Origin of the sequence: Streptomyces sp. NPDC000983 (assembly GCF_040299205.1) — a bacterium.
In the GTDB taxonomy this organism is placed as follows: domain Bacteria; phylum Actinomycetota; class Actinomycetes; order Streptomycetales; family Streptomycetaceae; genus Streptomyces.
In genome coordinates, this window is the sequence record NZ_JBEPBM010000011.1 from 190548 (window position 1) to 215908 (window position 25361).

Here is a 25361-nt window from a genome sequence, read left to right on the forward strand (position 1 = left end):
GGAGCACAGTGACCACCCTCATCGAATCCGAAGAACACAAAGCCCTCCGCGCAGCCGTAGCCGCCCTGGGCAAACGCCACGGCCGCGACTACGACCGAGAGGCCCTCTGGGCCGAGGCGGCCAAACTCGGCTACCTCGGCGTCAACCTGCCGGAGGCGTACGGAGGCGGCGGCGAGGGCATCGCCGAACTCTCCATCGTCCTCGAAGAGCTCGGCGCGGCCGGCTGCCCCCTGCTCATGATGGTCGTCTCCCCGGCCATCTGCGGCACGGTCATCGCCCGCTTCGGCACCGAGGACCAGAAGCGCCAGTGGCTCCCCGGCCTCGCCGACGGGACCCGCACGATGGCCTTCGGCATCACCGAGCCCGACGCCGGCTCCAACAGCCACCGCATCACCACCACCGCCCGCCGGGACGGCACCGACTGGCTGCTCACCGGCCGGAAGGTCTTCATCTCCGGCGTCGACATCGCCGACGCCACCCTCATCGTCGGCCGTACGGAAGACGCCCGCACCGGCAGCCTCAAGCCCTGCCTGTTCATCGTCCCGCGCGACGCCGAGGGCTTCGGCCGGCGTGCGATCGACATGGAACTCGACGCCGTGGAGAAGCAGTTCGAACTCACCCTCGACGACGTACGGCTGCCCGCCGACGCGCTCGTCGGCGACGAGGACGCCGGTCTGCTCCAGCTCTTCGCCGGCCTCAACCCCGAGCGGATCATGACGGCCGCGTTCGCGATCGGCATGGGCCGCCACGCGCTCGCGCAGGCCCTCTCCTACGCCCGCGAACGCACCGTGTGGAAGGCGCCCATCGGCTCCCACCAGGCCATCGCCCACCCCCTCGCCCAGGCGCACATCGACCTCGAACTCGCCCGCCTGATGATGCAGAAGGCCGCCCACCTCTACGACGCCGGGGACGACGTCGGCGCCGGCGAGGCCGCCAACATGGCCAAGTACGCGGCCGGCGAGGCCTGTGTGAAGGCGGTCGACCAGGCCGTGCACACCCTCGGCGGAAACGGCCTCACCCGGGAATTCGGCCTCGCGCGATTGATAACCGCCTCCCGTGTGGCCCGTATTGCTCCGGTGAGCCGGGAGATGATTCTCAACTACGTCTCCCACCAGACCCTCGGTCTGCCCAAGTCGTACTGATCGGCCCCGTGTTCCGACCGGCACAGCGTTGTGCGAGGAGGCCCCATGTTCCGCAGCGAGTACGCAGACGTGACCCCCGTGGACCAGCCCATCCACGAGTTCGTCCTGGGCGGCGCCGCCGGGTTCGGCGACACACCCGCCCTGATCGACGGCACCGACGGCACCACCCTGACCTACGCCCAGGTGGACGCCTTCCACCGCAGGGTCGCCGCGGGCCTCGCCGAGGCCGGGCTGCGCAAGGGCGACGTCCTCGCCCTGCACAGCCCGAACACCGTGGCCTTCCCCACCGCCTTCTACGCCGCCACCCGCGCGGGCGCCTCGGTCACCACCGTGCACCCGCTCTCCACCCCCGAGGAGTTCGCCCGGCAGCTCGGCGACAGCGCGGCCCGCTGGATCGTCACCGTCTCGCCCCTGCTGGAGACCGCCCGGCGCGCCGCCGAACTCGCGGGCGGCGTCGAGGAGATCTTCGTCTGCGACAGCGCGCCCGGACACCGCTCGCTGATCGACCTGCTCGGCTCCACCGCCCCCGAACCCGAGATCGACATCGACCCGGCCGAGGACATCGCGGCCCTGCCGTACTCCTCGGGCACCACCGGGACCCCCAAGGGGGTGATGCTCACCCACCGGCAGATCGCCACCAACCTCGTCCAGCTCGACGCGGCCGTCACCGCCGGCCCCGGCGAACGCGTCCTCGCCGTCCTGCCCTTCTTCCACATCTACGGCCTGACCGCCCTGATGAACGCGCCCCTGCGCAAGGGCGCCACCGTCGTCGTCCTGCCCCGCTTCGACCTGGAGACCTTCCTCGCGGCCATCCAGAACCACCGCATCACCGCGCTGTACGTGGCCCCGCCGATCGTCCTCGCCCTCGCCAAGCACCCCGCGGTGGAGAACTACGACCTGTCGTCCCTGAAGTACCTCATCTGCTCCGCCGCCCCCCTCGACGCGGCGCTCGCCGCCGCCTGCTCCCGCCGTCTGAACCTGCCCCCGATCGGCCAGGCGTACGGCATGACCGAACTCTCCCCGGGCAGCCACGTCGTCCCCCTCGACGCCGTCGCCGAGGCGCCCCCCGGCACCGTCGGCAGGCTCATCGCGGGCACCGAGATGCGGATCGTCTCCCTCGACGACCCCGGCAAGGACCTCGGCACCGGCGAACCCGGCGAGATCCTCGTCCGCGGCCCCCAGGTGATGAAGGGCTACCTCGGCCGCCCCGAGGAGACCTCCGCGCTGATCGACCCCGACGGCTGGCTGCACACCGGGGACGTCGGCCATGTCGACGCCGACGGCTGGCTGTTCGTCGTCGACCGGGTCAAGGAACTCATCAAGTACAAGGGCTTCCAGGTGGCCCCCGCCGAACTGGAGGCCCTGCTGCTCACCCACCCGGGCATCGCCGACGCCGCCGTCATCGGCGTGTACGACGACAACGGCAACGAGATACCCCGCGCCTACGTCGTCCGCCAGCCCACGGCCGGCGAGCTCGGCGAGGGCGAGGTCATGATGCACGTCGCCGAGCGGGTCGCCCCCTACAAGCGGGTCCGCGAGGTCGTCTTCCTCGACGCCGTGCCCCGCGCCGCCTCCGGGAAGATCCTCCGCCGTGAACTGAGGGAGCGCGCGTGACCCTCATCGGCGGCGGCCTCGAACGCGGGGTGCGGACGCTCAGCCTGGACTCGCCGGACAACCGCAACGCCCTGTCGGCGGCCCTGGTCGGCGAACTCGCCGACGCGCTCGCCGACTGCGCCAAGGACCCCGGCGTCCGCGCCGTCCTGCTCACCCACACCGGCAACACCTTCAGCGCCGGCGCCGACCTGCGCGACCCGCCGCCCCCGGACGCGTTCGTCGCCCTGCTCCGGCAGATCGTCGAACTGCCCCGGCCGGTCGTCGCCCGCGTCACCGGACACGTCCGCGCCGGCGGCCTCGGCCTGCTCGCCGCCTGCGACATCGCCGCCGCCGCGCACACGGCGAGCTTCGCCTTCACCGAGGTACGCATCGGAGTGGCCCCCGCCGTCATCTCGCTGCCGCTGCTCCCGCGCACCGACCCCCGCGCCCTCGCCCGCTTCTACCTCACCGGCGAGCGCTTCGACGCCACCGAGGCGGCCCGCACCGGCCTGGTCACGGCCGCGGGCGAGGACGTGGACGCCGTCCTCGCACCCGTCCTCGACGGGCTCAGGCGCTCCGCCCCCGAGGCCCTGGCCGAGACGAAGCGGCTGCTCACGGCTAGGGTGCTGGAGTCATTCGACCGGGACGCGGCCGACCTCACCGCGCTCTCGGCCCGGCTGTTCTCCGCCCCGCAGGCCAGGGAGGGGATGACGGCCTTCCTGGAGCGACGGGATCCCTCATGGGTGGTGTGAGTACCGCGGAACGCGACCGCGTGCCCAAGCAGGACCGCAGCCGGGCCACCCGGCAGCGGCTGCTGGAGGCCGCCGTGGCCTGCCTCGCCGAACACGGCTGGGCGGGCTCCACGGTGTCCGTCGTCGCCGAACGGGCCGGCGTCTCCCGGGGCGCCGCCCAGCACCACTTCCCCACCCGGGAGGACCTGTTCACGGCCGCCGTCGAATACGTCGCCGAGGAACGCTCCACCGCCCTGCGGGACCTCTTCCCGCAGGGCCCGGGGCAGGACCGGCGGGCCGTCGTCGCCGCCCTCGTCGACCTCTACACCGGGCCCCTCTTCCGCGCCGCCCTGCACCTGTGGGTCGCCGCCTCCAACGAGGAACAGCTCCGCCCGCAGGTCACCGAGCTGGAGGCCCGCGTGGGGCGCGAGACGCACCGGATCGCCGTCGAGCTGCTCGGCGCCGACGAGTCCGCGCCGGGGGCCCGGGAGAGCGTGCAGGGACTGCTCGACATGGCCCGCGGGCTCGGCCTCGCCAACCTGCTCACCGACGACCGGGCCCGCCGCGAGCGGGTCGTCGCCCAGTGGGCCGCCCTGCTCGACACCACCCTCGGCACCAGGGACTGAGCGCCCGGCGCCCGCGTTCAAGGGCTGAGCCGCTCCACCCGCCAGCTCCCGTCCGGCCGGGTCACGTACCGCAGCCGGTCGTGCAGCCGGTTCTCCCGGCCCTGCCAGAACTCCACCGACTGCGGCGCCACCCGGAAACCGCCCCAGTGCGGCGGCACCGGAACCTGCTCGCCCTGCGGATACCGGGCCGACAGCTCCGCGTACGAGGCGTCCAGCTCGGCCCGGGTGGGCACCACCTGCGACTGGGCGCTGGCCCACGCCCCCAGCTGGGAGCCGTGCGGGCGGGTCCGGAAGTACGCGGCCGTCTCGTCCCGGCCGGTGCGCCGCGCCACGCCCCGCACGATGACCTGCCGGGCCATCGGATGCCACGGGAACAGCAGCGAGACGTAAGGGTTCTCCGCCAGATCACGGGCCTTTTGCGAGTCGTAGTTCGTGTAGAACACAAAACCCTGCTCGTCGAACTGCTTCAGCAGCACGGTGCGCGAGCTGGGACGGCCCTCCGCGTCGGCGGTGGACACGACCATGGCGTTCGGCTCGAAGAGATGCGCCTCGCTCGCGGCCTGCTTGAACCAGCGCGCGAACTGCTCCAGCGGCGTGGCCGCCAGCTCGTCCTCGGCGAGGCCCGCGGCCCGGTACTGCTTGCGCATCGCGGCGGGATCCGGCGATACGGCGTCTCGGTCGGTCACGCCGTCATCTTGCCCCATCCACGCCGCCCGCCCGGCACGGTGTCCTTCGTCACTGCGTGGCACTCAGTGCCGCAACCCCTCCCTAAGAGTGGCACTCAGGGCTATCGTTGAGATGGCGTCGCAGTTGGGTGACCGCCCGCCGCACGGGGCATCACAGGGATACCGCACAGGACCGCGAGCCTCCGGAGCCGGGACCGCGGATCCACCGGGCACAGAGCCGTTTCCCGCCGTACCGGTCACGGTCCGCACCATCGCCCCCACAACACCATCCGTCGCACACATCACGAGGGAGCCGCCTGATGTCCGACTTCGTACCCGGACTCGAAGGAGTCGTCGCGTTCGAGACGGAGATCGCCGAACCCGACAAGGAGGGCGGCGCGCTCAGGTACCGCGGCGTCGACATCGAGGACCTCGTCGGTCACGTCTCGTTCGGCAACGTCTGGGGCCTGCTCGTCGACGGGGCCTTCAACCCCGGCCTGCCGCCCGCCGAACCCTTCCCCATCCCGGTCCACTCCGGCGACATCCGCGTCGACGTGCAGTCCGCGCTGGCCATGCTGGCACCGGTCTGGGGCCTCAAACCCCTCCTCGACATCGATGCCGAGACGGCCCGCGACGACCTCGCCCGCGCCGCGGTCATGGCCCTGTCCTACGTCGCCCAGTCCGCGCGCGGCCAGGGCCTGCCGATGGTGCCCCAGCGGGAGATCGACAAGGCGCAGTCCGTCGTCGAACGCTTCATGATCCGCTGGCGCGGCGAGCCGGACCCCAAGCACGTCGCGGCCGTCGACGCCTACTGGACCTCCGCCGCCGAGCACGGCATGAACGCCTCCACCTTCACCGCCCGCGTCATCGCCTCCACCGGCGCCGACGTGGCCGCCGCCCTCTCCGGCGCCGTCGGCGCGATGTCCGGCCCCCTGCACGGCGGCGCCCCCTCCCGCGTGCTGTACATGATCGAGGAGATCGAGCGCACCGGCGACGCCGAGGCGTACGTGAAGCAGGCCCTCGACAAGGGCGAACGCCTGATGGGCTTCGGACACCGGGTGTACCGCGCCGAGGACCCCCGCGCCCGTGTGCTGCGCCGCACCGCCCGCGAACTGGGCGCGCCCCGCTTCGAGGTCGCCGAGGCGCTGGAGAAGGCCGCGCTGGCCGAACTGCACGCCCGCCGCCCCGACCGGGTGCTCGCCACCAACGTGGAGTTCTGGGCGGCGATCGTCCTGGACTTCGCCGAGGTCCCCGCCCACATGTTCACCTCGATGTTCACCTGCGCCCGCACCGCCGGCTGGTCGGCGCACATCCTGGAGCAGAAGCGCACCGGACGCCTGGTCCGCCCCTCCGCCCGCTACACCGGCCCCGGCACCCGCGACCCCCGCGAGATCGAGGGCTACGGCGACATCGCCGGCTGAGCCGGACGAGGGCGCCCCCGCCGGGGGCGCCCCGCACGTCACGCGGGCGTCAGCAGCCCCGGGTGATGCCGCTCCGCGACCAGCGGATGCGCCCGCAGCTTGCCCTTCAGCTCGTTGAAGCCGTACTCGGCGAAGAGCGGATTGCCCGGGTCCGCGCTCACGCCCGGCGCCGCGGACGCGTACGGGAACGGCACCGGCTCCACCCGCGCGTCCAGGCTCGGGTTGTAGAAGAACGGCACCGAGAAGCGCTCGGTCGCCCCGGGCGGCGACACCACCCGGTGGTTGGTGGCGACCAGGTAGCCGTCGGTCGCCACCTCCAGCAGCTCCCCGAGATTGACGACGAAGGCGCCGGGCACGGGCGGCACGTCATGGAACAGCCCGTCCGCCCGCTGCACCTGGAGCCCGCCCACCCGGTCCTGGAGGAGCAGCGTCAGGAACCCGTAGTCCTTGTGGGCGCCGACCCCCTGGTCGCCGCCGTCCCCGGCGCTGCCCGGGTACCGGACGAGCTTGAGGTGCGGATGGGCCCGGTCGCCGAAGACCGGGTCGTAGAAGTCGGGGGGCGCCCCGATGGCGGTGAGCAGTTCGCGCAGCAGCCGCTGGGCGACCCCGCTGAGCAGGTCGATCCACTCCAGCGCGGCCGCGCGCAGCTCGGGAAGGGCGGCCGGCCACTGGTTGGGGCCCTGGAGCCACCAGTAGGCGGGCTCGCCGGGACCGGGGACCCGGGCGGGCCGCTCCGCGCCTATGTCCAGCTGGTCCCGCCAGTCCCGGGCGCCGCCGGTGCGCTCGTCGCCGGTGCGGGTGTAGCCGCGGAAGTGGGGCGAGCCGACGTTGTCGAGCGCCAGCCGCTCGGCCTCGGGCAGCGCGAAGAACTTCCGCATGGCGGACAGGAGCCGCTCGGTCTCCTCGGCACCGACACCGTGCCCGACGAGCTGGAAGAACCCCACGTCATGGGCGGCGCTGTGCAGCCGCGCGTGCAGATCGGGGGCGGAGAGATCGATGATCGGAAGCTGCATGGGACGTCCTGGGCAGGAAAGGGACGGGGGCGCTGGGTTCAGAGGAAGCGCCGACAGCCCATGCTCGTGACGCGGAGGAAGTCCACGTGGCGACGTCGAACGAGCGAGATCATGCGGCCAGGATACTGGGGACCGCAACATTTCCGGATGGCGCACGTCACACCCGGAATTCCTCCCGCAACGCAGACGACCCGCGAGCTCGGGTCCTCCGCCGGGGCGGAAGGGCCGGCCGGACGTACCGGCGAGCTCGCGGGTCGGGTGACTGCTGGGATTGGGCCGGCTGCACACGCTGTCGCGTGCCGGTCCGGCACCGCACTGAGTGGGATGACGGGCCGCTAGCCCGCAGCCACCTCGTACGTCCGGGTGTCAATCATGAACCCGATCACCTCCTTTCCTACGTGGGTCACACCTTAGAAACCGTGCGACGCGCCTTCAACCGCTTTTTCCGCGCCGGCCGTCAGCAGCTTCTGACATGCGGTTCTGTGATTGAGGTGTACGCGTCGGGGGGAGACCCAGGGTGTGGATGATCTTCGTGTCGTGCCGGTGGACGGTGACCGCATGCGGGAGCAGTGGCGGTACGTCCACAACGTCGTCGTGCCGCCCGACGAGCTGAGCGCCGACGAGGTGCGGGAGCGCGTCGGGCGGCACCGGCTGGAGAACGTCTACCTCGGGGACGTGCTCGTGGGGTGCTCCACCGTGCGGCCGCCGGACGGGGAGCGGGGCGTGGCGACGGTGATCGCGCGCGTGCTGCCCGAGTACCGGGGGCGCGGGGTCGGGGCGGCGCTGTACGAGCACTGTCTGGCGCAGGCGCTCGGGCTGGGCGCGAAGGAGGTGCGCACGGTCGTGCTCGCCGCCAACGCCGACGGGGTGCGGTTCGCCGGAAAACGTGGGTTCGTGGAGGTGGAGCGGTACGTGCCGCCCGAGGACGAGACCGAGGTCTGGCTCACGCTCAGACTTGAGTCATGAGTGGTACGACGTCGTCGGCGCGCAACGATTCCCTCAATCTTGCGGGAACCCGCTGTGTGCTGCGTCACGTTCGAGTTGAATGATTGTTAGTGGGCGAACCGCCGCACCGTATGTGTGCGGACGCGGCTTGGCAGGGGGTCCAGGTGAGTGCTTCCCGGCGTAGTGGGACCACCGACGAGCTGGGGCCGGACGAACCCGAGCGGGCCGGTCCCGAGGGCTCGGGCGGTTCCGATCTGCTCGCCGCGCTGCTGGACGGCATGGACGCGGCCCTGTGCGCCTTCGACGCCGACGGCGCCGTCACCCACTGGAACCGTGAGGCCGAGCGGATCCTCGGCTGGAGTGCGGCCGAGGCCGTGGGGCGGCCGGGGTTCGCCGGGTGGGCCGTGCGCAGCGCCGACGCCGAGGAGGTCGAGGAGCGGCTGATGTCCGCCATGGACGCCCCCGGACGTCAGGTGCACGAGTTCGCGCTGCTGACCAAGGACGGCGGCCGGGTACTGGTGCGGACCCAGTCCGCCGCGGTGCGCGGACCCGACGGCAAGCCCGCGGGTGTGTACTGCGCTTTCAGCGAGGTGCACGCGCAGATCGACCTGGAGCGTTCCATCGCGCTCAGCGAGGCCCTCTTCGAGGACGCCTCCTGGGGGGTCGTGCTGGTCGACGCCGACCTGCGCCCCGCCGTCGTCAACGCGCACGCCGCCCGGTCCCTGGGCATCGGCCGTACGTCCGTGCTGGGCCGCCCGCTGGGGGAGCTGCTCGCGCAGGGGGTGGAGGAGCTGGAGGCGGCGCTCACCCATGTCCTCGCGGAGGGCGCTCCCCCCGCGCCCGCCGAGATCTGGGTGAGTGTGCGCGCCGCTGAGGGCGAGCAGCGGCGCTGCTGGCGCTGCGGGTTCGTGCGGCTGGCCTCCCCGCTCGCGGAGGAGCCGGTGCCGCTCGGGGTGGGCTGGCTCTTCCAGGACGTGACGGAGGCCAAGCAGGCCGAGCAGGAGGCGGCGCTGCTGCGGTTCCGGAGCAATCAGATGCACCGGGCCGCCCGGGCCGCCGCGGAGTGCGAGGACCCGGAGGAGGCGGCCACCGTGCATCTGGACTTCGCGCTCGCCGGATTCGCCGACCACGCCCTGGTCGACCGGGTCGCGGGCGGCCCGCTGAGCGACGCGGACGCGGCCGGCCCGGTCCGCCTGGTCCGGACCGCCGTCACGCCCTCCGGTCCGCCCGGCCCGAGCCTGCCCACCGGCGCGGCCGGCCTGCCCGTGCGCTATCCGGAGGGGCACCCGGCGCTCCAGTGCGTGGCCCGGGCCGGTTCGGTGCGGGCCGGTGTCGGCACGGTGCCGCCGGAGCAGGCGCGGATCTGGGCGCAGGCCCGCCAGTGGCCGTCGGACTCGGTGCACGCGCTGTGCGCGGTGCTGCGCAGCCGGGGCCGGACGCTGGGGGTCGTGACGTTCCTGCGGGGCGGCGGCCGGAACGCCTTCGAGCGTTCCGACACGGTGTACGCGGAGGACGTGGCCGCGCGGATCGCGGCGGCCCTGGACCTGGCGGGGTCCGCCTAGGGCGTGTTTCGAAAGTCCCGTCGTCCGCCCGAAGGGGGGGCAGGCGGGACTTTCGAAACACGCCCTAGAGCCTGCGTCAGCGCTGGTAGAAGATCCGGTCGCCGTACTCGTCCATGACCTTGCCGTTCCACTCGTGGCCGCCGTCCACGTTGCCCGAGCGCAGCAGCGGCGGCTCGATGCCCCGGTCGGCGAGCGCGCCCGCGGCGGTGGCCAGTACGGCCTGGAGCAGCGCGGAGGTGACGACGGTGGAGGCGGGCGCGAACGGCGCGGGGACGGTGTCCAGGGTCAGTTCGGCGTCCCCGACGGCGATCCTGGAGTCAAGGACCACATCGCAGTGGTCCTTGAGGTAGGTGCCGGAGACATGCCGTGACGTGGTCTCGGAGGCGTACGCCACGGATGTCACGCCGATGACCTTGATGCCGCGCTCGCGGGCGGTCATGGCCATCTCCACGGGCAGCGCGTTGCGCCCGGACAGCGAGATGATGATCAGGACGTCGCCCGCGCGCAGGGGCGAGGTGTCCAGGACCACGGTGGCGAGTCCGTCGACCCGCTCCAGGGCGGAGCCCAGGGTCGCGGGCATCACGTCGACGCCGACGACGCCCGGCACGGTGAGCAGGTTCATCAGCGCGAGGCCGCCCGCGCGGTAGACGACGTCCTGGGCGGCCAGCGAGGAGTGCCCGGCGCCGAAGGCGAAGAGCCGACCGCCGTTCTCGACGGTGTCGGCGAGGAGTTCGCCGGCCGCCTCGATGTTCTCGCCCTCCTCGTCGCGGACCGTCCTGAGGAGCCCGATCGCTGCGTCGAAGAACTGGCCGGCCAGCTTGCTCTCGCTCATGCGCGGGTCCCCTTTGCCGTGCGGATGGCGTTGGCGGTGGTGATCTGTGTCGCGGATCACGGTGCGGTCTGGACCACTGTGGTGTCAATACGGCGGTGGGGTGGGTCGGAGGGCGCCGGACGGGGCGGAGGGGGCCCGGCGGGCGCGGGCGGGGGAGCGGCGTGCGGAGCCGTCCGCACGGGCGAAACCCGTTGGTTTCAACGGCGCGGCACGGTTGTCAGCGCTATGCGTCAGAATTGAGGCCAGGGCCAGCGCACGCGCCGCGAAGCTGTCGCGCTTCCGGCATCTCATCGAGGGGCACGTATGTCCGGACTGATCGACACCACGGAGATGTATCTCCGCACCATCCTCGAACTGGAAGAGGAAGGGGTGGTCCCGATGCGTGCCCGGATCGCCGAGCGACTCGACCAGAGCGGGCCCACGGTCAGCCAGACGGTGGCCAGGATGGAGCGGGACGGCCTGGTGTCCGTCGCCTCCGACCGGCATCTGGAGCTGACCGACGAGGGCCGCCGCCTGGCCACCCGGGTGATGCGCAAGCACCGGCTCGCCGAGTGTCTGCTGGTCGACGTGATCGGCCTGGAGTGGGAGCAGGTGCACGCCGAGGCCTGCCGCTGGGAGCACGTGATGAGCGAGGCCGTGGAGCGCCGCGTCCTGGAGCTGCTGCGGCACCCGACCGAGTCGCCCTACGGCAACCCGATCCCGGGTCTGGAGGAGCTGGGCGAGAAGGACGGCGCCGACCCGTTCCTCGACGAGGGCATGGTGTCGCTGGCCGACCTGGACCCGGGCTCCGAGGGCAAGACCGTGGTGGTGCGCCGGATCGGGGAGCCGATCCAGACGGACGCCCAGTTGATGTACACGCTGCGCCGGGCGGGTGTACAGCCCGGTTCCGTGGTCAGCGTGACGGAGTCGGCCGGCGGGGTGCTGGTGGGCAGCGGCGGGGAGGCGGCCGAGCTGGAGTCCGAGGTCGCCTCGCATGTCTTCGTCGCCAAGCGCTGAGTTTGCCCGGCAGTCCGCGCGGGGTAACTCCTGCTGTTGCAGGGGTAGTTGAGGCGACCGGCGCGAACTCGTCGAATACGGGGGCCAGTCCGTCGAATCGCAGCGCTCCGGCGCTTCGCGTGCGAGGCTGTCGCGTGGGGCATATGACCTGAGGGGGCGGAGAGATGCGCCGCAGACGTGTGGAGGGCCCCGGCGCCTTACGGCGCCGGGGCCTGTCCTCCCCAGTGCTGACCCGGAGCCCCGAGCTCCCAGGGTCATTCCCCTCGGACCGTCATCCCCGAGCGGTCCGCCTCCCGTTGAAGATCTCCCCTCGGGCGCAGCGGTCAATCCTTGAGGGAGGTCACTCGAACGAGGGGTGTTGTCGGGCAAGAGAGCGTTTTCGAATAGGGGTTCGATAATCTGCGGGTGATGTGGCACGCACGATGTGCGCTGGAGAGAACGACACGCACGTCGCGCGGGACACACGGACCACTCACACCACGCGAGGCTCGCGTGACCGACGCAACGGCAACGGCAGGCGGAGCTAGGGGGGTGCCACCTATGGCACGGCGCATCGACGTGACCGGGACGGACGGGGTACGCCTCGCGGCCTGGGAGTTCGGCGACCCGCCCAAGACCGACCGGACGGCCTCCGAGGGCGAGCCCGGCCACGGCGTGCTGTTACTGCACGGGCTGATGGGCCGCGCCTCGCACTGGGCCGCCACCGCGCGCTGGCTCTCCGAGCGGCACCGCGCGGTCGCGCTGGACCAGCGCGGACACGGCCGCAGCGGCAAGCCGGCCGAGGCCGCGTTCACGCGCGAGGCGTACGTGGAGGACGCGGAGGCCGCGCTGGAGCAGCTCGGTCTCGCACCGGCCGTGCTGATCGGGCACGCGATGGGCGCCCTGACCGCCTGGCAGCTCGCCGCGAAACGCCCCGACCTGGTCAGCGGCGTGATCATCTGCGACATGCGGGCCTCCGCGCTCGGCGCGGCCTCCCAGCGGGAGTGGGCGGACTGGTTCAAGTCCTGGCCCCTGCCCTTCGCGACCCTCGCCGACGTCCGCAAGTGGTTCGGCGAGGACGACCCCTGGGTGGAGCGGCCCAACCCCGCGCGCGGCGAGTTCTACGCCGAGGTCATGCAGGAGGGCGAGGACGGCTGGCGGCCGGTCTTCGAGCCCGAGCAGATGCTGCGCTCCCGGGAGACCTGGGTGTACGACGCGCACTGGGAGGAGCTGACCCAGGTCCGCTGCCCGGCGCTGGTCGTGCGCGGCCTGGACGGCGAGCTGGGCCGGGCCGAGGCGCAGGAGATGGTGCGGGTGCTGCCCAGCGGGGAGTACGCCGAGGTCGCCGACGCCGGGCACCTGGTCCACTACGACCAGCCGGAGGCCTGGCGGGCCGCCGTGGAGCCCTTCCTGGACGCCGTACGGGCCCGCTGACGGGCCGCGCGGCCCTCCGGCGCGCGCCGGGGCCCGGAGGGCGTCCTCAGCCCCGGCTCACCGCCGTGAGGATCTCCGGCAGGCGCTCCGCGGTCCGCGGGGCCGCCAGCCGCAGGCCCAGGAACGTGATCCCGGCCCCGTAGGCCGCCCCGACCGGCAGCAGCAGCGGCGCCCAGTCCTCGCCGTCCGCCGAGATGTTCACCCAGATCGTCAGCGCGATGAAGGGGGCGCACAGCAGCGCCGCCGCGACCATGCCGCCGAAGATGGAGATCCAGGCCAGCCCCGCCTGCCCGGGCGCCACGTTCTTGTAGCCCTCCTGCGGGATGGAGTACGGGAAGCGGGCCGAGGTCCAGGCGCCCGTCGCCAGCATCGCGCCGAGCAGCGCGAAGGAGAGCCCCAGCGCCTCCGGCAGCCGGGCCCAGTCGCCGAGCAGCGCCGCCGTCACGACGGTCACCAGCGTCGCGTACGGCAGGGTGATCACCAGCAGGGCCAGTGCGCGGGCGCGCAGTTCGACGTAGGCGTCCCGGGCGGTGGCGATCGTCGTCGCGACCATCCAGAACGCCGAGGTGTCCTGGCCGAACTGGTTGTACATCAGGATCCCGAGCATCCCGGCCGCGAAACAGGCGAAGTAGATCGACCCGGTGCCCTGGACGGCGTTGAAGACCGGCACGATCAGCCCGATGGCCAGCGAGGTCACCCAGGCGGCCTTGGTCTTCGGATCCCGCCAGACGTAGCGCAGGGCGCGTTCCACGACCGTGCCGGTGCGTCCGCCCGGCAGCAGCCGGCCCAGGCCCGTGGAGCCCCGTACGGCGGTGTCCGCCGCCGGCTGGAGGGTCGAGCCGTCGGGCTCGGTCATCAGCCGGGTCAGATGCCGCGACCACACCGCCACCAGCCCCGCCAACGCGAGCGCCGTGAGCGCCAGTTGCAGCACCGCCACCCCGTAGGCGCCCTCGCCGGCCGCGTCCGCCGCGCCGATCGCCGACGCGGGCGGCACCCAGCGCAGCACGTCCGCGGCCGGGTCGAGCTGTCCCAGCCCGGACGAACCGAGCCGCTGCGCGCCGAAGTTGACGACCTGCGCGCCGACCGCGATGACCAGACCGCTCAGCACCGCCAGATCACGGCCCTTGCGGCTGGTCAGCAGCCGGGTGTTGGCGGTGGCCACGGTCCGCGCGAGGGCCACGCACACCAGCAGCGCCAGGACCGCGCCGACGACGCCCACCGCGAAGGCCGCGGCGCCGTCCGCCACCGCGATCACGGAGCCGGCCAGCAGACAGAGCGTGAACAGCGGCCCGATCCCGACCAGCGAGGCGGCCAGCAGGGCGCGCACCAGGGGGCGGGGCCGCAGCGGCAGCATCACCAGACGGGTCGGGTCGAGGGTCTCGTCGCCGCCGGGGAAGAACAGCGGCATCACCGCCCAGCCGAGCGCCAGCACCGCCACCAGCAGCACCGCCACCGACGCGGCGTGGGCGTGCCCGCGCAGCGCGATCAGCCCGATCAGCTGCGACGCGGCGAACAGCAGCGTGAAGACGGCCGAGGCGACGTACGCGGCCCGGCGCCCCGTCGACTGGCGCAGCCCGTTGCGCAGCAGCGACAGCTTGAGCCGGACGAGTACCGCCGTGACCGAAGGGGCCGGGGTGACCGGTGCGGCCGGTGCGGCGGTGGGCGCGCTCACCGGGCCCCGCCGCCCAGCCAGTCCAGGCGTGCCCCGGCGTCCCGCTCGTGCGCCCCCACCAGCTCCAGGAACGCCTGCTGGAGGGAGGGCGCCCCGCCGCGGACCTCGGCGAGGGTGCCGTGCGCCCTGATCCGGCCCGCCGCCATCACGGCCACCCAGTCGCACAGCGACTCGACCAGCTCCATGACGTGGGAGGAGAAGACGACCGTGGCGCCCGAGGCGGTGTAGCGCTCCAGCACGCCCCGGATGGTCTGCGCGGAGACCGGGTCGACACCCTCGAACGGCTCGTCGAGGAAGAGCACTTCGGGGTTGTGGAGGAGGGCGGCGGCGAGCCCGATCTTCTTGCGCATGCCGGTCGAGTAGTCGACGACGAGCTTGTGCTGGGCGCCGGACAGGTCCAGCACGTCGAGCAGCTGGCCGGCCCGTTTGTCGACCTCGGCGCCGGGCAGGCCGCGCAACCGGCCGGAGTAGGCGAGCAGTTCACGCCCCGACAGCCGCTCGAAGAGCCGCAGCCCTTCCGGCAGCACCCCGATCCGGGCCTTCACCGCCACCGGGTCGCGCCACACGTCGTGCCCGACGACCTCGACGGAGCCCTGATCGGGCCGGAGCAACCCGGTGATCATGGAGAGTGTGGTGGTCTTCCCGGCGCCGTTCGGCCCGACCAGCCCGATGAACTTCCCGGCGGGCAGCTCCAGATCGATCCCGGCCACGGCGATCTGCTGCCCGAACCGCTTCCAGAGCCCACGTACACACACGGCCGACGTCATGGTTGCCAACCTAAGGGGCGGGAGGCCGCGCAGACATGCGTCAGCGCCGCGCGAGGCGCGGCCGTCCCGCCCGGCGACCGCTACCGGTCCCGGCCGCAGGCGTAGGCGAGGGGCGAGATCAGTTCCTCCGCGTCCGGCAGCCAGCGGTTCGCGGGGGTCGGACGGCAGGCCCACTGGACGGCGCCCCGGGAGCCGAACCGGGTGGGCGGGGCGGCCACCCAGCCGCCCTCGCCGAGCGCGTGGAGGTCGAGGGAGGACGGGGTCCAGCCCAGCTTGCGCACCAGATCGGGCACCTTCACCGAGGCGCCCGGCAGCACGAAGAAGTGCATCCGGCGGTCCGGGGTCAGCGTCACCGGGCCGAGCGTCAGCTCCATGCGCTCCATCCGGGCCAGGGCGAGGAAGCCGGCCGTCTCCGCGACGGAGATCGCGTCGAACGTGCGCCCGGTGGGCAGCAGGATCGAGGAGAGCGGCTGCTTCGACCACATGCGGCGGGCCACCGTCGCGCTGCCGGTCGCCTGGGTCGCCCAGTCGTCGCGCGCCGGATGCGCCCCGGGCGCCTCGCAGGCGGCGTCGCCGCACGAGCAGCGCTGTGTCCCGTCGACGGCTTCCAGCCAGGTGCCGGGGAACACGTCCCAGTGGCGCTCCTCGGCGTACCGAACGGCGGTCTCCAGCAGCGATTCCCCCCGCTGCTCGGGAATCTGGGCGGCGGCGGTGCTCGCGATCGTCTCTTCCACGCACATCACAACTCCCGCACCCACCTCGGGTTACGCCTGTAACGCGCGCGGGGGAGGAGCATCGATTCCGCAACTGGGGCGCATGGGTGCACGGGTGGGGGCGCGCGGGAGGATCTGCCGCCGGACCGGGTAGCCAGGAGTGGGGCCGGCTTCCACCGTTACCCCGGCAATCCTCGCATGTCTCGCATTGTCGGTATGTCCGCGGGGCATTGATCTTCACGGCCGGATCCGTCCGGTACGAAGACCAGTCAACTCGGTGCGTGGGCAGGCACCGCAGCCACAGGGGGTACGCCATGGCCGCAAGGCCTCTCGTCGCACGACAGCCGAACGAACGGCTGCAGGCGCTCATCCAGGAGGCGGGCTGCTCGAACGCGGGGCTCGCCCGCCGGGTCAACATGTGCGGTGCCGAGCACGGCCTCGACCTGCGTTACGACAAGACGTCCGTGGCCCGCTGGCTGCGGGGACAGCAGCCGCGCGGGCGCGCGCCGGCGATCATCGCGGAGGCCCTGGGCCGCAAGCTCGGCCGTACGGTCACGATCGACGAGATCGGCATGGCCAACGGCAAGAACCTGGCCTCCGGCGTGGGGCTGCAGTTCTCGCCGACGGTCCTGGGCGCCATCGAGCAGGTGTGTGAGCTGTGGCGCAGTGACGTGGGCCGCCGGGACTTCCTGTCCGGCTCGTCCGTCGCCGCGTCCGCGCTGGTGGAGCCCAGCCGGGACTGGCTGATCTCCGCGCCCGACTCCCAGGTCGCCCGGGCCGCGGGCCCGCGCGTCGGCCCGTCCGACGTGGCCGCCGTGAAGGCGATGACCCAGGCGCTGGTCGACCTCGACCACCGGCACGGCAGCGGGCATGTGCGGCCGGTCGTCGTGCACTACCTCAACAGCGTCGTCTCGGGGCTGCTGGCCGGGTCCTACCGGGAGGCGGTGGGGCGCGACCTGTTCGCCGCGGTCGCCCGGCTGACCGAACTGGCCGGCTACATGGCCGTCGACACCGGCCAGCCCGGCCTCGCCCAGCGGTACTACATCCAGGCCCTGCGGCTCGCCCAGGCGGCCGGGGACCGCGGCTACGGCGGCTACGTCCTGGCCGCGTCCATGAGCCATCTCGCCGCGCAGCTCGGAAACCCGCGTGAGATCGCCCAGTTGGCGCGGGCGGCGCAGGAGGGGGCGCGCGGCCGGGTCACCCCGCGCGCGGAGGCGATGTTCCACGCGGCGGAGGCCCGCGGGCACGCGCTGATGGGCGACGTACGGGCGGCGCAGCTGTCTTCCGGGCGTGCGGTGAGCGCGCTGGAGGCGGCGGATCCGGCCTCCGGGGACGACCCGGCGTGGATCGCCCACTTCGACGAGGCCTATCTCGCCGACGAGTTGGCGCACTGCCACCGCGACCTCGGGCAGGCCGAGGCGGCGGCGCGGAGCGCCGAGGAGTGCCTCGCGCGGCTGCCGGAGACCAAGGCCCGGCGGCGGGCGATCGGTTATGTGCTCCTCGCCACGGCCCAGGTGCAGCAGCGGGAGATCGAACAGGCCTGCCACACCGGGCTGAAGGCGGTGGAACTCCTGGAGACCCTGCGCTCCAACCGGGGCGCCGAGTACCTGGAGGACTTCCAGCAACGGCTGGAGCCGTACCGGGAGGAGCCCGTGGTAAGGGAGTTCGGGGCGCGGCTGGATCTCCAGGCGGCGGCGTGAAAGAACCGGCCGCCGGGACGTGAACACGGAGGAAACGCAGGTACCGCGGGGGAGAGGGGAGTGGAGCGGGGTTCGGGGGGCCGTTCTGTAACGGCGGTCACAGGGACGGGCGTCACGGCCTGAGCTGCGTGGCACGCGGCTCGGGGAACCCGGTAGCGTGAGCCGACGATTCCGAAGGTCCCCCATTCGTAGGAGTCCCGGTGACGCAGAGCGGACAGGGCGAGGAGCCCTCGGCGCGACCCGCGCGCGAAGGCATCGTGCTGCCCTCGGACGGAGGCGAGCCGCTGCTCCCGGGCATGACGGGTCCCGTCGGTCCGCGGGCCGCGGCCCGCCCGGCCCAGCCGCCCACCCCGGCCGCCCCGCAGGGCGGCCAGTCCTGGAACGGCTCCTGGGGCCCCGAGCAGCAGCACCAGCAGCAGCCGGCGGCGCCCACCGCCGGACAGGGCTGGTCGGCCCGGCCCGCCCAGCCTCAGCCCGCCCGGACCTGGGGGGAGCCGGAGCAGCCCGCCGCCGCGTGGGGCACCCCGGACGGCGCGCCGCAGCCCGCGTCCCAGCCGCTCCCGCCGGAGGGCGCCCCGGCGCCGTCGTACGGCACCCCGTCCCCGGACTACGGCACGCAGGGCTACGGCACCCAGGGCTACGGCACCCAGGGCGCGGCGTTCCCGCCCGCCGCTCCCTACGGCGCGGAGGGTGCCACCCAGTACATCCAGCCGGTGACGGACCTGCCGGGCGCGGACGGCGCCACGCAGTACATACCGCCGGTCGTGGACGACGGCGCGACCCAGTACATACCGCCGGTCGGCGGCGGGGCGCTGCCGCCGGAGATCACCCCCGAGGCGCCCGGCGAGAGCACCACGGTGCTGGGCCGGGTCCGGCCGCACGCGGCTCCGGCCGCGGACGCCGAGGCCACGCAGTACATCCCGCCGGTGCCCGCGGGCTCCGGCGAGCGGCAGCCGCCCGCGGAGTTCGACAACCTCTTCCGCAGCGAGCCGGGCGGTGAGTCGCCCGCCGGCTCCACCCAGCAGCTCCCGCGCTTCCAGCAGCCCCAGCCGCAGCCGCAGTCCCACGGCGGCCGGCAGCAGCCCCCGTTCATCCCCCGGCGCGAGACGCACGAGGACGAGCCCCGGCGCTCGGGCGGCCGCACCGGTTCCAAGGTGCCGCTCTTCGCGGCCGTCGGCGTCGGCATCGCCGTCCTCGGCATCGGCGCGGGCGCGCTGCTCGCGGGCGGCGGCGGGGACGAGGGCGACGACAACAAGCCCGTCGCCGCGACCGCCCCGGCGAGCGAGTCGGCCTCCCCCTCCGCCTCGCCGTCCGCCGACCCGGCGAAGGCGCAGGCCGTGGAGCTGGACAAGCTGCTCGCGGTGAGCGGCGACAGCCGGACCATGGTCATCAACGCGGTGGCCGACGTGCGGGCCTGCAACAACCTCGACCAGGCGGCCAAGGACCTCAGGGACGCGGCCAAGCAGCGCAACGACCTGGTGACCAAGTTGTCCGGGCTGTCGGTGGACCAGCTGCCGCAGCACACCGAGCTGACCGCCGCCCTCAACGCCGCCTGGCAGGCGTCGGCGTCGGCCGACAACCACTACGCGGCCTGGGCCGACCAGGTCGCGCAGCGCCAGGACAAGCTCTGCAAGAAGGGCCAGGCCCGCTCCACGCCCCAGACCCAGCAGGGCGACCGGGCCAGCGGCACGGCCACCACCGAGAAGGGCAAGGCGGCCGGGCTGTGGAACTCGATCGCCAAGTCCTACGGCCTCACCGAACGCCAGCCGACCCAGCTGTAGGCCGGGCCGGCCGCGCGTCGGCGCGGGTCAGGTCAGGTCGGCCTGGAGGAGGGTCTTCGTCACGTCGATGAAGCCCTCCCGGGCCGCCACCAGACGGCCCTGCCGTACGACCTGGAGGGTCACGTCGGCGTTGACCAGCTGCGGCAGGCCCACCGAGGCGAGGCTCTCGGAGTGCTCCCAGTTCAGCTCGGGCGTGAGTCCGCCGGTGTCGATCTGCAGACCGTCGTCCAGGGCCCGGCGGACCGAGCGCGCGGTCACCGGGGAGTCGCCGATGGACTTGATCACGGCCTCCAGGACGGTGTAGGCGATCCAGGTGGTCTGCACCCCGGCGTCCGAGGGGTCGATGCGGTTGTCGCCGAACGCGTGCTCGCTGATCACCTCCTTCAGCCCGTCCCAGCGCTTGTCGCTGGAGACGGGGTACCAGCCGGTGATGTACGCGCCCTCGTACGGTCCGGACTTGCCGCCGGAGGCGTCGATCACGGTCTGGTCGACGCTGCCCAGCACGGTCGCCGTGCGCACCGAGGCGGACTCCTCGCGGCCGCGCCGGAAGGAGTCCATGAAGGTGCTGGTGCGGTCCCCGAGGGCGGGCACCACACAGCCGGCGTTCACCGGGTCGCTGGTGGTGTACGTGAGCGCCTGCTCGGAGTGGGCCGAGTACTCGGTGGCGTCCTCCGCCGCGAGCTGGTCGGCCGCGTCGGGGTGGCCGCCCGCGGAGAGGCCGGAGTTCAGCAGGGCGGGCAGCTCGTCGCCGGCGATGCTGTCGGGCCGCACCAGGGCGATGGGCCCGCACTCGTCGGCGAGCTCCCGGCCCAGGCCCGCCAGCAGGCTGGGCTGGCCGCCGTTGACGGGGTAGGACAGGGGGCTGGTGAACTCGGCTCCGGTGACACCGTAGCCGCCGATGTAGGGGATGCCCGCGCTCTCCAGCGTGGGGAAGAAGGAGTCGGCGTACTGGCTGTAGGAGCCGACGACGGCGACCGCCTTCTCGTCGACGGCGCGCTCGGCGCACTTCGCCGCGGAGACGCTGTCGTTGTGGTCGTTGCAGTTCAGAACCCTGAGCTTGCGGCCGTTCAGACCGCCCTTGGCGTTGATCGCGCGGGCGTAGGCCAGTGCGATCGCCGGCATGCCCGGCTTGTTGGTGGCCCTGGTGTCCTGGGGCGCCCAGGTCATGACGGTGATGGGATCGTCCCCGGCACCCCCCGTGATGCCGGGGATGATCCCGCAGCCGACGGTGAGCGACGCACACGCGATCAGTGCCGCCGCTTTTGCCGCGGTGGCTCTGAACGGTTGCGCGAACGCGGGGAGGTGGGAACTGCGTATGCGACGCCTGCCGGTCATGGACACGCACGATTCCGTCACATCACTAACCGTGGAGTCATGTCCGGTCAACGGAAGGTGACCGCGAGGTGAATTACGGGGGCCCGTGAGTGATCGCGGAGCGGGAACGTACGATCGATGACCGTGCAAGGTTCGGAGAACTCTTCCCGTCGCGGCCGTCGCTCCTCCACCATGGGCGGCATGCCACTGAACGACATGCCGTGGTGGCGCTGGCGCAGCAATGTGCGCTCCGCGCTGCACATGCTCTCCGACCCAGGGTTCCAGCGGGACGTCTGGCTGGCCGGCGTCGACGGATACGGAGACGTCACCGACGCCGTGTACCGGCTGGTCGAGGACACCTGGCTCGACAACTGGTCCGCCGAGAAGTACGTCGGCACGATCTTCCGCGACTCGCAGGAGGCGGCGCTCGTCGACACCGCCGTGCTGCGGGTGCTGCGGATCATGCACCAGGTCGGGCCGGACGCGCCGGTCGCCGCGTACCTTCAGAACGAGGGCTGGCCGGACGCGGTGCGTGCCGCGCGGGACGCCCATGTGCGGATGGCCGCGAGCGACGGGGACGACGCCGACGCCCCGCCGCGCACGCTGGAGGTGCTGAGCATCATGACGAGGTCCGCGTAGCGGGACGGCCGTGATCGGCGGGCGGCGGTTGTGGGACCCTGTCCCGCATGAACGAGCAGCCCGACCGAGCCGCGGTCACCCCCGACCAGTACGTCCTGACGCTGTCCTGCCCCGACAAGCAGGGCATCGTGCACGCCGTGTCGAGCTACCTCTTCATGACCGGCTGCAACATCGAGGACAGCCAGCAGTTCGGGGACCACGACACCGGTCTGTTCTTCATGCGCGTCCACTTCTCCGCGGAGTCCCCGGTGACGGTGGAGAAGCTGCGCGCGTCGTTCGCGGCGATCGGCGACTCCTTCCACATGGACTGGCAGCTCAACCGGGCCGACGAGAAGATGCGCATCGTCCTGATGGTCTCCAAGTTCGGGCACTGCCTGAACGACCTGCTCTTCCGGGCGCGGATCGGGGCGCTGCCGGTGGAGATCGCCGCGGTGGTCTCCAACCACACGGACTTCGCCGAGCTGGTGGGCTCGTACGGGATTCCCTTCCACCACATTCCGGTGACGCGGGACACCAAGGCGCAGGCGGAGGCGCGGCTGCTGGAGCTCGTGCGTGAGGAGAACGTCGAGCTGGTCGTGCTCGCCCGGTACATGCAGGTGCTCTCGGACGATCTGTGCAAGCAGCTCAGTGGGCGGATCATCAACATCCACCACTCGTTCCTGCCGAGCTTCAAGGGCGCGAAGCCTTATCACCAGGCGCATGTGCGGGGGGTGAAGCTGATCGGGGCTACCGCGCACTATGTGACCGCGGATCTCGACGAGGGGCCGATCATCGAGCAGGAGGTCGAGCGGGTGGGGCACCAGGTCACTCCGGATCAGCTGGTGGCGGTGGGGCGGGACGTGGAGTGCCAGGCGCTGGCGCGGGCCGTGCAGTGGCATGCCGAGCGGCGGATCCTCCTCAACGGCCGCCGGACCGTCGTCTTCGCCTGACGGTCCGGGCCGCTCGGCGCTCGTCGCCGCCTGCGGCCCGCCGTGGGCCGTTCGCGCAGTTCCCCGCGCCCCTGGGGATGTGGGCCCACCGGCCCGGTATCGGCTGCGGGCTTGTTGTGGCTGGTTGCGCAGTTCCCCGCGCCCCTGGGGGGTGTGGGTCGACCGGTCGGGTATTGGCTGCGGGCTTGTTGTGGCTGGTCGCGCAGTTCCTCGCGCCCCTGAGAACAGGTGGGTTCGCTGGACCGACCTATGGGGGCGCGGGGAACTGCGCGACCAGCCCCCACGCGGCCGCGGGTGCTACATGCGGCTCAGGGATGCTGCTGCGAAGAGGACGTCCTTGATGGCGGAGCGGTCGCCGGACTGTCCTGCCGCCGCTTCCGCGGGAGACACGTGGCCGGCCGCGAGCTGGCAGAACTCCACTCCGTCCAGCGCCACATGCGCCACCTCGCGCTCGGCGGAGCCGACCGAAGGGGAGTCCAGGGGGATCAGCCACTCCCCGCCGCCCAGGCCCTCGATCTCCAGCCGCACGCTGCGGCCGGGCGCGCCGGCCGGGGCCGCCGGACCGGGCCGCCGGCGCCGGGCCAGCGCACCGGGCAGCATCCGCGCCCCCAGGTCGATCATGTCGTGCAGATGCCGCGCCGAGGGCGGCGCGTACGGGTAGTCGACCGCCTCCGCGATGTCCTCCGCGTGCACCCAGCACTCGAACGCCCGGTCCAGCAGCGCGTCGTGCAGCGGCAGCTCGAAGTCGCCGTAGGAGACGGGCAGCCCGCCCTCCCGGCCGCCGGTGAAGGAGGCCGTGCGGACCACGTCGTGGCTCTGTTCGCGCCAGGGCGCCCGCACCGACCGCGTGGGCGGGAAGTGCGAGGCGCGCCAGAACGCCTCGGTGCGGGAGGCCGGTGTGGGACGGTCCGCGGGGACGTCGCCCAGCGGGTCGTCCAGGCCGAGGCCGACCGCGACCAGCCCGTCGACGGTCATCAGGTGCGCGATCACCCCGGCGACCGTCGTACGGCGGCTGGTCGGCTCGTCCGAGTCGAACCACCTGAGCCGCACCGGCGCGTGCCACTCGGCGTCCCCGAAGTCCTGGAGCAGCGCGTCCAGGCGCGCCGTCTCGGCGTCGTAGGCGGACGCCCAGCGGGGGACCGGGATGCGCGGCGGGCGGCGCTCCAGGCAGCTCTCCAGGACCCGGGTGCGCAGGGCGGGGTCGAGGTCGAGACTCTCGGCCGGGTGCAGCAGTCCGACGGCCTCGCGCAGCCGCAGCGCCTCGTCGGCGCAGGGGCCGCAGTCGCCGAGGTGCGCCTCGACGGTGAGGGTCTCCTCCGGCGAGCAGGCGGCCAGCGCCCACGCGCCGAGCAGTGATTTCAGCACCCGGTGCTCCAGGACGAGCGGCGCCGGTCCGTCGAGGTCGGGGAGGGGCCTGCCGGTGTCCTCGACGGAGGCGCGGGGCAGCGGTATGCGGGGCGGCCGGCCCGGCCCGGGGCGCGTGGGCCCGCTGCCGCTCCCGCCGCCCCCGGTGCCGCCGCCGTCCTTCCGCACGTCCTCGCCCTGTCCCTCGCCCCTGTTCCCGCCCTCGGTCTCCCCCTCGTCCCCGTCGTGCGCCTCGTACCGGCCGGTGCTCACACGGCACCCCCGTATCCCGGCGGGGCGCCGGCGTCGTGGGCGGTGGAGAGCAGCTGGAGGCCCAGGCGCAGCCTGCGGCGGGCCTCGTCCTCGGTGACGCCGAGGTCGGCCGCGGTCTGGCGGTAGTCGCGGCGCTGGAAGTAGGCCAGCTCCAGCGCGGCGCGCAGGGGCACCGGCATGGCCTGGACGATGTAGTCGGCGCGGGCGGCGACCGAGGCGTGGCGCACCTTGCGCTCCAGCTCCTCGGGGGTGCCGTCGCCGCCCAGGTCGAGCGCGGCGGTCTCGGTGGCGCGCAGCCGCCGTACGGCGAGGCGGTGGGTGAGATCGGCCACCCAGGAGCGCAGCGGACCCTGCTTGGGGTCGTAGGCGTCGGGGTGTTCCCAGACGTGGGTGAAGACCTCGCGGGTCACGGCGTCGGCGCCCTTTTCGTCGGCGAGGACGGTGTGGGCCAGGCCGTGCACCAGGGAGGCGTACCGGTCGTAGAGCTCGCCGAGGGCGGCGGCCTCACCGCGGGCGAGCCGCTGCTGCATCTTGCGGTCCCAGCGGGGCGGTGCGTCCTTCTTCGCCATGCTGCCCCCTCACGTCACCCTGCCTGCGCCCTGGTCAAGCCTGCTCCCACCGTCTCCTCGAATGTAGTCGGCACCTCTGACGGCGCACGCCCCTTTGTCGCAATGTGCGCCCCCCGAAGCGCCTGAAGTGATAGGGAACCGACGCCCGCTCTGTCCACAGCTGATCGAACAAGACCGAAGGCGACTGAATCAAGCCTCCTTGCGCCTCTTTCTGTTTCCGGCCCGGAGTTTCAGGGCACAGCCGCTGGGCAGCCGCGCTGCAGGGAAGCGTAGGTACTGCTTCCGGTTGCGGGGGTTCCGGCGAGCGAAGGGCATGGCGGTGGCGTTCAAAGTGACCTGCGGCGAGCAGGACGGGTGGGCCGTGCTGCGGGTGTCGGGCGAACTGGACCTGGTGACCTCACCCGCGCTGCGCCAGCGCGTGCACGACGAGGTGGCCGAGGGCCGCCACAGCCTCGTGCTCGACCTGTCGGAGGTCTTCTTCTGCGACTCCAGCGGGGTGGGCGTGCTCATCGCCTCCCGGCGGCTGGTGCGCTCCTGCCGGGGCCGGCTGCGCCTGATCCTCCCGGCGCAGGGCGCCGTCGAGGGCTCCCACGTCAACCGGGTCCTCGGTGCCCTCGGGGTCCGGCGCCTGTTCGACGTCCACCCCGACCTCGCCTCCGCCACCGACGAGTCGGCCGGGCCGCTCTCCGCGTGACGGCACGCCGTCGCGCCACGCCGTTGT

Annotated in this window: 23 protein-coding genes; 14 read left to right on the forward strand and 9 right to left on the reverse strand. The window is 73.0% G+C overall.

Annotated elements, in window-relative coordinates; translation table 11 throughout:
* Nucleotides 1–8: 8 nt before the first annotated feature.
* The 4 genes from ABT296_RS15660 to ABT296_RS15675 are packed head-to-tail and all read left to right on the forward strand — an operon-like array spanning nt 9 to nt 4092.
* Nucleotides 9–1142 carry an acyl-CoA dehydrogenase family protein gene (locus tag ABT296_RS15660; RefSeq protein WP_351927395.1) on the forward strand — a complete coding sequence of 378 codons (1134 nt, stop codon included), beginning with the start codon at nt 9–11 and terminating at the stop codon, nt 1140–1142.
* Nucleotides 1143–1187: 45 nt separating this feature from the next.
* Nucleotides 1188–2756 carry a 4-coumarate--CoA ligase family protein gene (locus ABT296_RS15665; RefSeq protein ID WP_351927397.1) on the forward strand — a complete coding sequence of 523 codons (1569 nt, stop codon included), beginning with the start codon at nt 1188–1190 and terminating at the stop codon, nt 2754–2756.
* Nucleotides 2753–3487, forward strand: a complete 735-nt coding sequence (locus tag ABT296_RS15670; protein ID WP_351927398.1) for an enoyl-CoA hydratase family protein — start codon at nt 2753–2755, stop codon at nt 3485–3487. The genes ABT296_RS15665 and ABT296_RS15670 overlap by 4 nt, the downstream gene beginning before the upstream one ends.
* Nucleotides 3475–4092: a TetR/AcrR family transcriptional regulator gene (locus tag ABT296_RS15675; RefSeq protein WP_351927400.1), complete on the forward strand. Its 618-nt coding sequence runs from the start codon at nt 3475–3477 to the stop codon at nt 4090–4092. The genes ABT296_RS15670 and ABT296_RS15675 overlap by 13 nt, the downstream gene beginning before the upstream one ends.
* Before the next feature lie 17 nt (nt 4093–4109).
* On the opposite strand, the gene pdxH is transcribed toward ABT296_RS15675, so the two are convergent.
* Nucleotides 4110–4778 carry a pyridoxamine 5'-phosphate oxidase gene (pdxH, locus tag ABT296_RS15680; RefSeq protein WP_453169306.1) on the reverse strand — a complete coding sequence of 223 codons (669 nt, stop codon included), beginning with the start codon at nt 4776–4778 and terminating at the stop codon, nt 4110–4112.
* A gap of 299 nt (nt 4779–5077) precedes the next feature.
* Here pdxH and ABT296_RS15685 point away from each other — a divergent pair, with 299 nt between their 5' ends.
* Complete coding sequence (locus ABT296_RS15685) at nt 5078–6178, forward strand: citrate synthase 2 (RefSeq protein ID WP_351927404.1); 1101 nt, start codon at nt 5078–5080, stop codon at nt 6176–6178.
* Nucleotides 6179–6216: 38 nt separating this feature from the next.
* On the opposite strand, the gene ABT296_RS15690 is transcribed toward ABT296_RS15685, so the two are convergent.
* Nucleotides 6217–7191, reverse strand: coding sequence for an isopenicillin N synthase family dioxygenase (locus ABT296_RS15690; protein ID WP_351927406.1), 975 nt, complete (start codon nt 7189–7191; stop codon nt 6217–6219).
* Nucleotides 7192–7710: 519 nt separating this feature from the next.
* Here ABT296_RS15690 and ABT296_RS15695 point away from each other — a divergent pair.
* Both ABT296_RS15695 and ABT296_RS15700 read left to right on the forward strand, forming a co-directional pair.
* Nucleotides 7711–8157, forward strand: coding sequence for a GNAT family N-acetyltransferase (locus ABT296_RS15695; RefSeq protein WP_351927408.1), 447 nt, complete (start codon nt 7711–7713; stop codon nt 8155–8157).
* A 143-nt stretch (nt 8158–8300) separates the two neighbouring features.
* Nucleotides 8301–9698: a PAS domain-containing protein gene (locus ABT296_RS15700; RefSeq protein WP_351927410.1), complete on the forward strand. Its 1398-nt coding sequence runs from the start codon at nt 8301–8303 to the stop codon at nt 9696–9698.
* Nucleotides 9699–9774: 76 nt separating this feature from the next.
* On the opposite strand, the gene ABT296_RS15705 is transcribed toward ABT296_RS15700, so the two are convergent.
* Entirely contained in the window at nt 9775–10530 is a 756-nt protein-coding gene (locus tag ABT296_RS15705; protein ID WP_351927412.1) for an SIS domain-containing protein, read from the reverse strand.
* 303 nt (nt 10531–10833) lie between these two features.
* On the opposite strand from ABT296_RS15705, the gene ABT296_RS15710 reads away from it, so the two are divergent.
* Both ABT296_RS15710 and ABT296_RS15715 read left to right on the forward strand, forming a co-directional pair.
* On the forward strand, nt 10834–11526 hold the full coding sequence (locus tag ABT296_RS15710) for an iron-dependent transcriptional repressor DtxR (protein ID WP_351927414.1): 693 nt from the start codon (nt 10834–10836) through the stop codon (nt 11524–11526).
* 540 nt (nt 11527–12066) lie between these two features.
* On the forward strand, nt 12067–12939 hold the full coding sequence (locus ABT296_RS15715) for an alpha/beta fold hydrolase (protein WP_351927416.1): 873 nt from the start codon (nt 12067–12069) through the stop codon (nt 12937–12939).
* Nucleotides 12940–12985: 46 nt separating this feature from the next.
* Here the strand turns inward: ABT296_RS15715 and ABT296_RS15720 are convergent, their stop codons facing one another.
* The 3 genes from ABT296_RS15720 to ABT296_RS15730 all read right to left on the reverse strand — a co-directional run bounded on the left by ABT296_RS15720 (nt 12986) and on the right by ABT296_RS15730 (nt 16121).
* The gene (locus tag ABT296_RS15720; RefSeq protein ID WP_351927418.1) at nt 12986–14611 is read right to left on the reverse strand and encodes a transporter; all 1626 of its coding nucleotides are present in this window, start codon (nt 14609–14611) and stop codon (nt 12986–12988) included.
* On the reverse strand, nt 14608–15378 hold the full coding sequence (locus ABT296_RS15725; protein WP_351927420.1) for an ABC transporter ATP-binding protein: 771 nt from the start codon (nt 15376–15378) through the stop codon (nt 14608–14610). The genes ABT296_RS15720 and ABT296_RS15725 overlap by 4 nt, the downstream gene beginning before the upstream one ends.
* Nucleotides 15379–15458: 80 nt before the next feature.
* On the reverse strand, nt 15459–16121 hold the full coding sequence (locus tag ABT296_RS15730) for a bifunctional DNA primase/polymerase (RefSeq protein ID WP_351927493.1): 663 nt from the start codon (nt 16119–16121) through the stop codon (nt 15459–15461).
* 284 nt (nt 16122–16405) lie between these two features.
* On the opposite strand from ABT296_RS15730, the gene ABT296_RS15735 reads away from it, so the two are divergent.
* Both ABT296_RS15735 and ABT296_RS15740 read left to right on the forward strand, forming a co-directional pair.
* Nucleotides 16406–17791, forward strand: coding sequence for an NsdA family TPR-like regulatory protein (locus ABT296_RS15735; protein WP_351927422.1), 1386 nt, complete (start codon nt 16406–16408; stop codon nt 17789–17791).
* Between the two features lie 200 nt (nt 17792–17991).
* Complete coding sequence (locus ABT296_RS15740) at nt 17992–19572, forward strand: hypothetical protein (protein ID WP_351927424.1); 1581 nt, start codon at nt 17992–17994, stop codon at nt 19570–19572.
* Nucleotides 19573–19599: 27 nt separating this feature from the next.
* Here the strand turns inward: ABT296_RS15740 and ABT296_RS15745 are convergent, their stop codons facing one another.
* Nucleotides 19600–20907: an ABC transporter substrate-binding protein gene (locus ABT296_RS15745; protein WP_351927426.1), complete on the reverse strand. Its 1308-nt coding sequence runs from the start codon at nt 20905–20907 to the stop codon at nt 19600–19602.
* A gap of 117 nt (nt 20908–21024) precedes the next feature.
* Here ABT296_RS15745 and ABT296_RS15750 point away from each other — a divergent pair, with 117 nt between their 5' ends.
* Both ABT296_RS15750 and purU read left to right on the forward strand, forming a co-directional pair.
* On the forward strand, nt 21025–21525 hold the full coding sequence (locus ABT296_RS15750; RefSeq protein ID WP_351927428.1) for an SCO4402 family protein: 501 nt from the start codon (nt 21025–21027) through the stop codon (nt 21523–21525).
* 47 nt (nt 21526–21572) lie between these two features.
* Nucleotides 21573–22454 (forward strand): formyltetrahydrofolate deformylase, encoded by an 882-nt coding sequence (gene purU / locus ABT296_RS15755; RefSeq protein ID WP_351927430.1) that lies wholly within the window; start codon nt 21573–21575, stop codon nt 22452–22454.
* Between the two features lie 297 nt (nt 22455–22751).
* Here purU and ABT296_RS15760 read toward each other — a convergent pair whose 3' ends face one another.
* Nucleotides 22752–24071 carry a zf-HC2 domain-containing protein gene (locus ABT296_RS15760; protein ID WP_351927432.1) on the reverse strand — a complete coding sequence of 440 codons (1320 nt, stop codon included), beginning with the start codon at nt 24069–24071 and terminating at the stop codon, nt 22752–22754.
* Complete coding sequence (locus ABT296_RS15765) at nt 24068–24640, reverse strand: sigma-70 family RNA polymerase sigma factor (RefSeq protein ID WP_351927434.1); 573 nt, start codon at nt 24638–24640, stop codon at nt 24068–24070. Before ABT296_RS15765 ends, ABT296_RS15760 begins: the two co-directional genes overlap by 4 nt.
* A 313-nt stretch (nt 24641–24953) precedes the next feature.
* On the opposite strand from ABT296_RS15765, the gene ABT296_RS15770 reads away from it, so the two are divergent.
* On the forward strand, nt 24954–25334 hold the full coding sequence (locus ABT296_RS15770) for an STAS domain-containing protein (protein ID WP_351927436.1): 381 nt from the start codon (nt 24954–24956) through the stop codon (nt 25332–25334).
* The last annotated feature ends 27 nt before the right edge of the window (nt 25335–25361 follow it).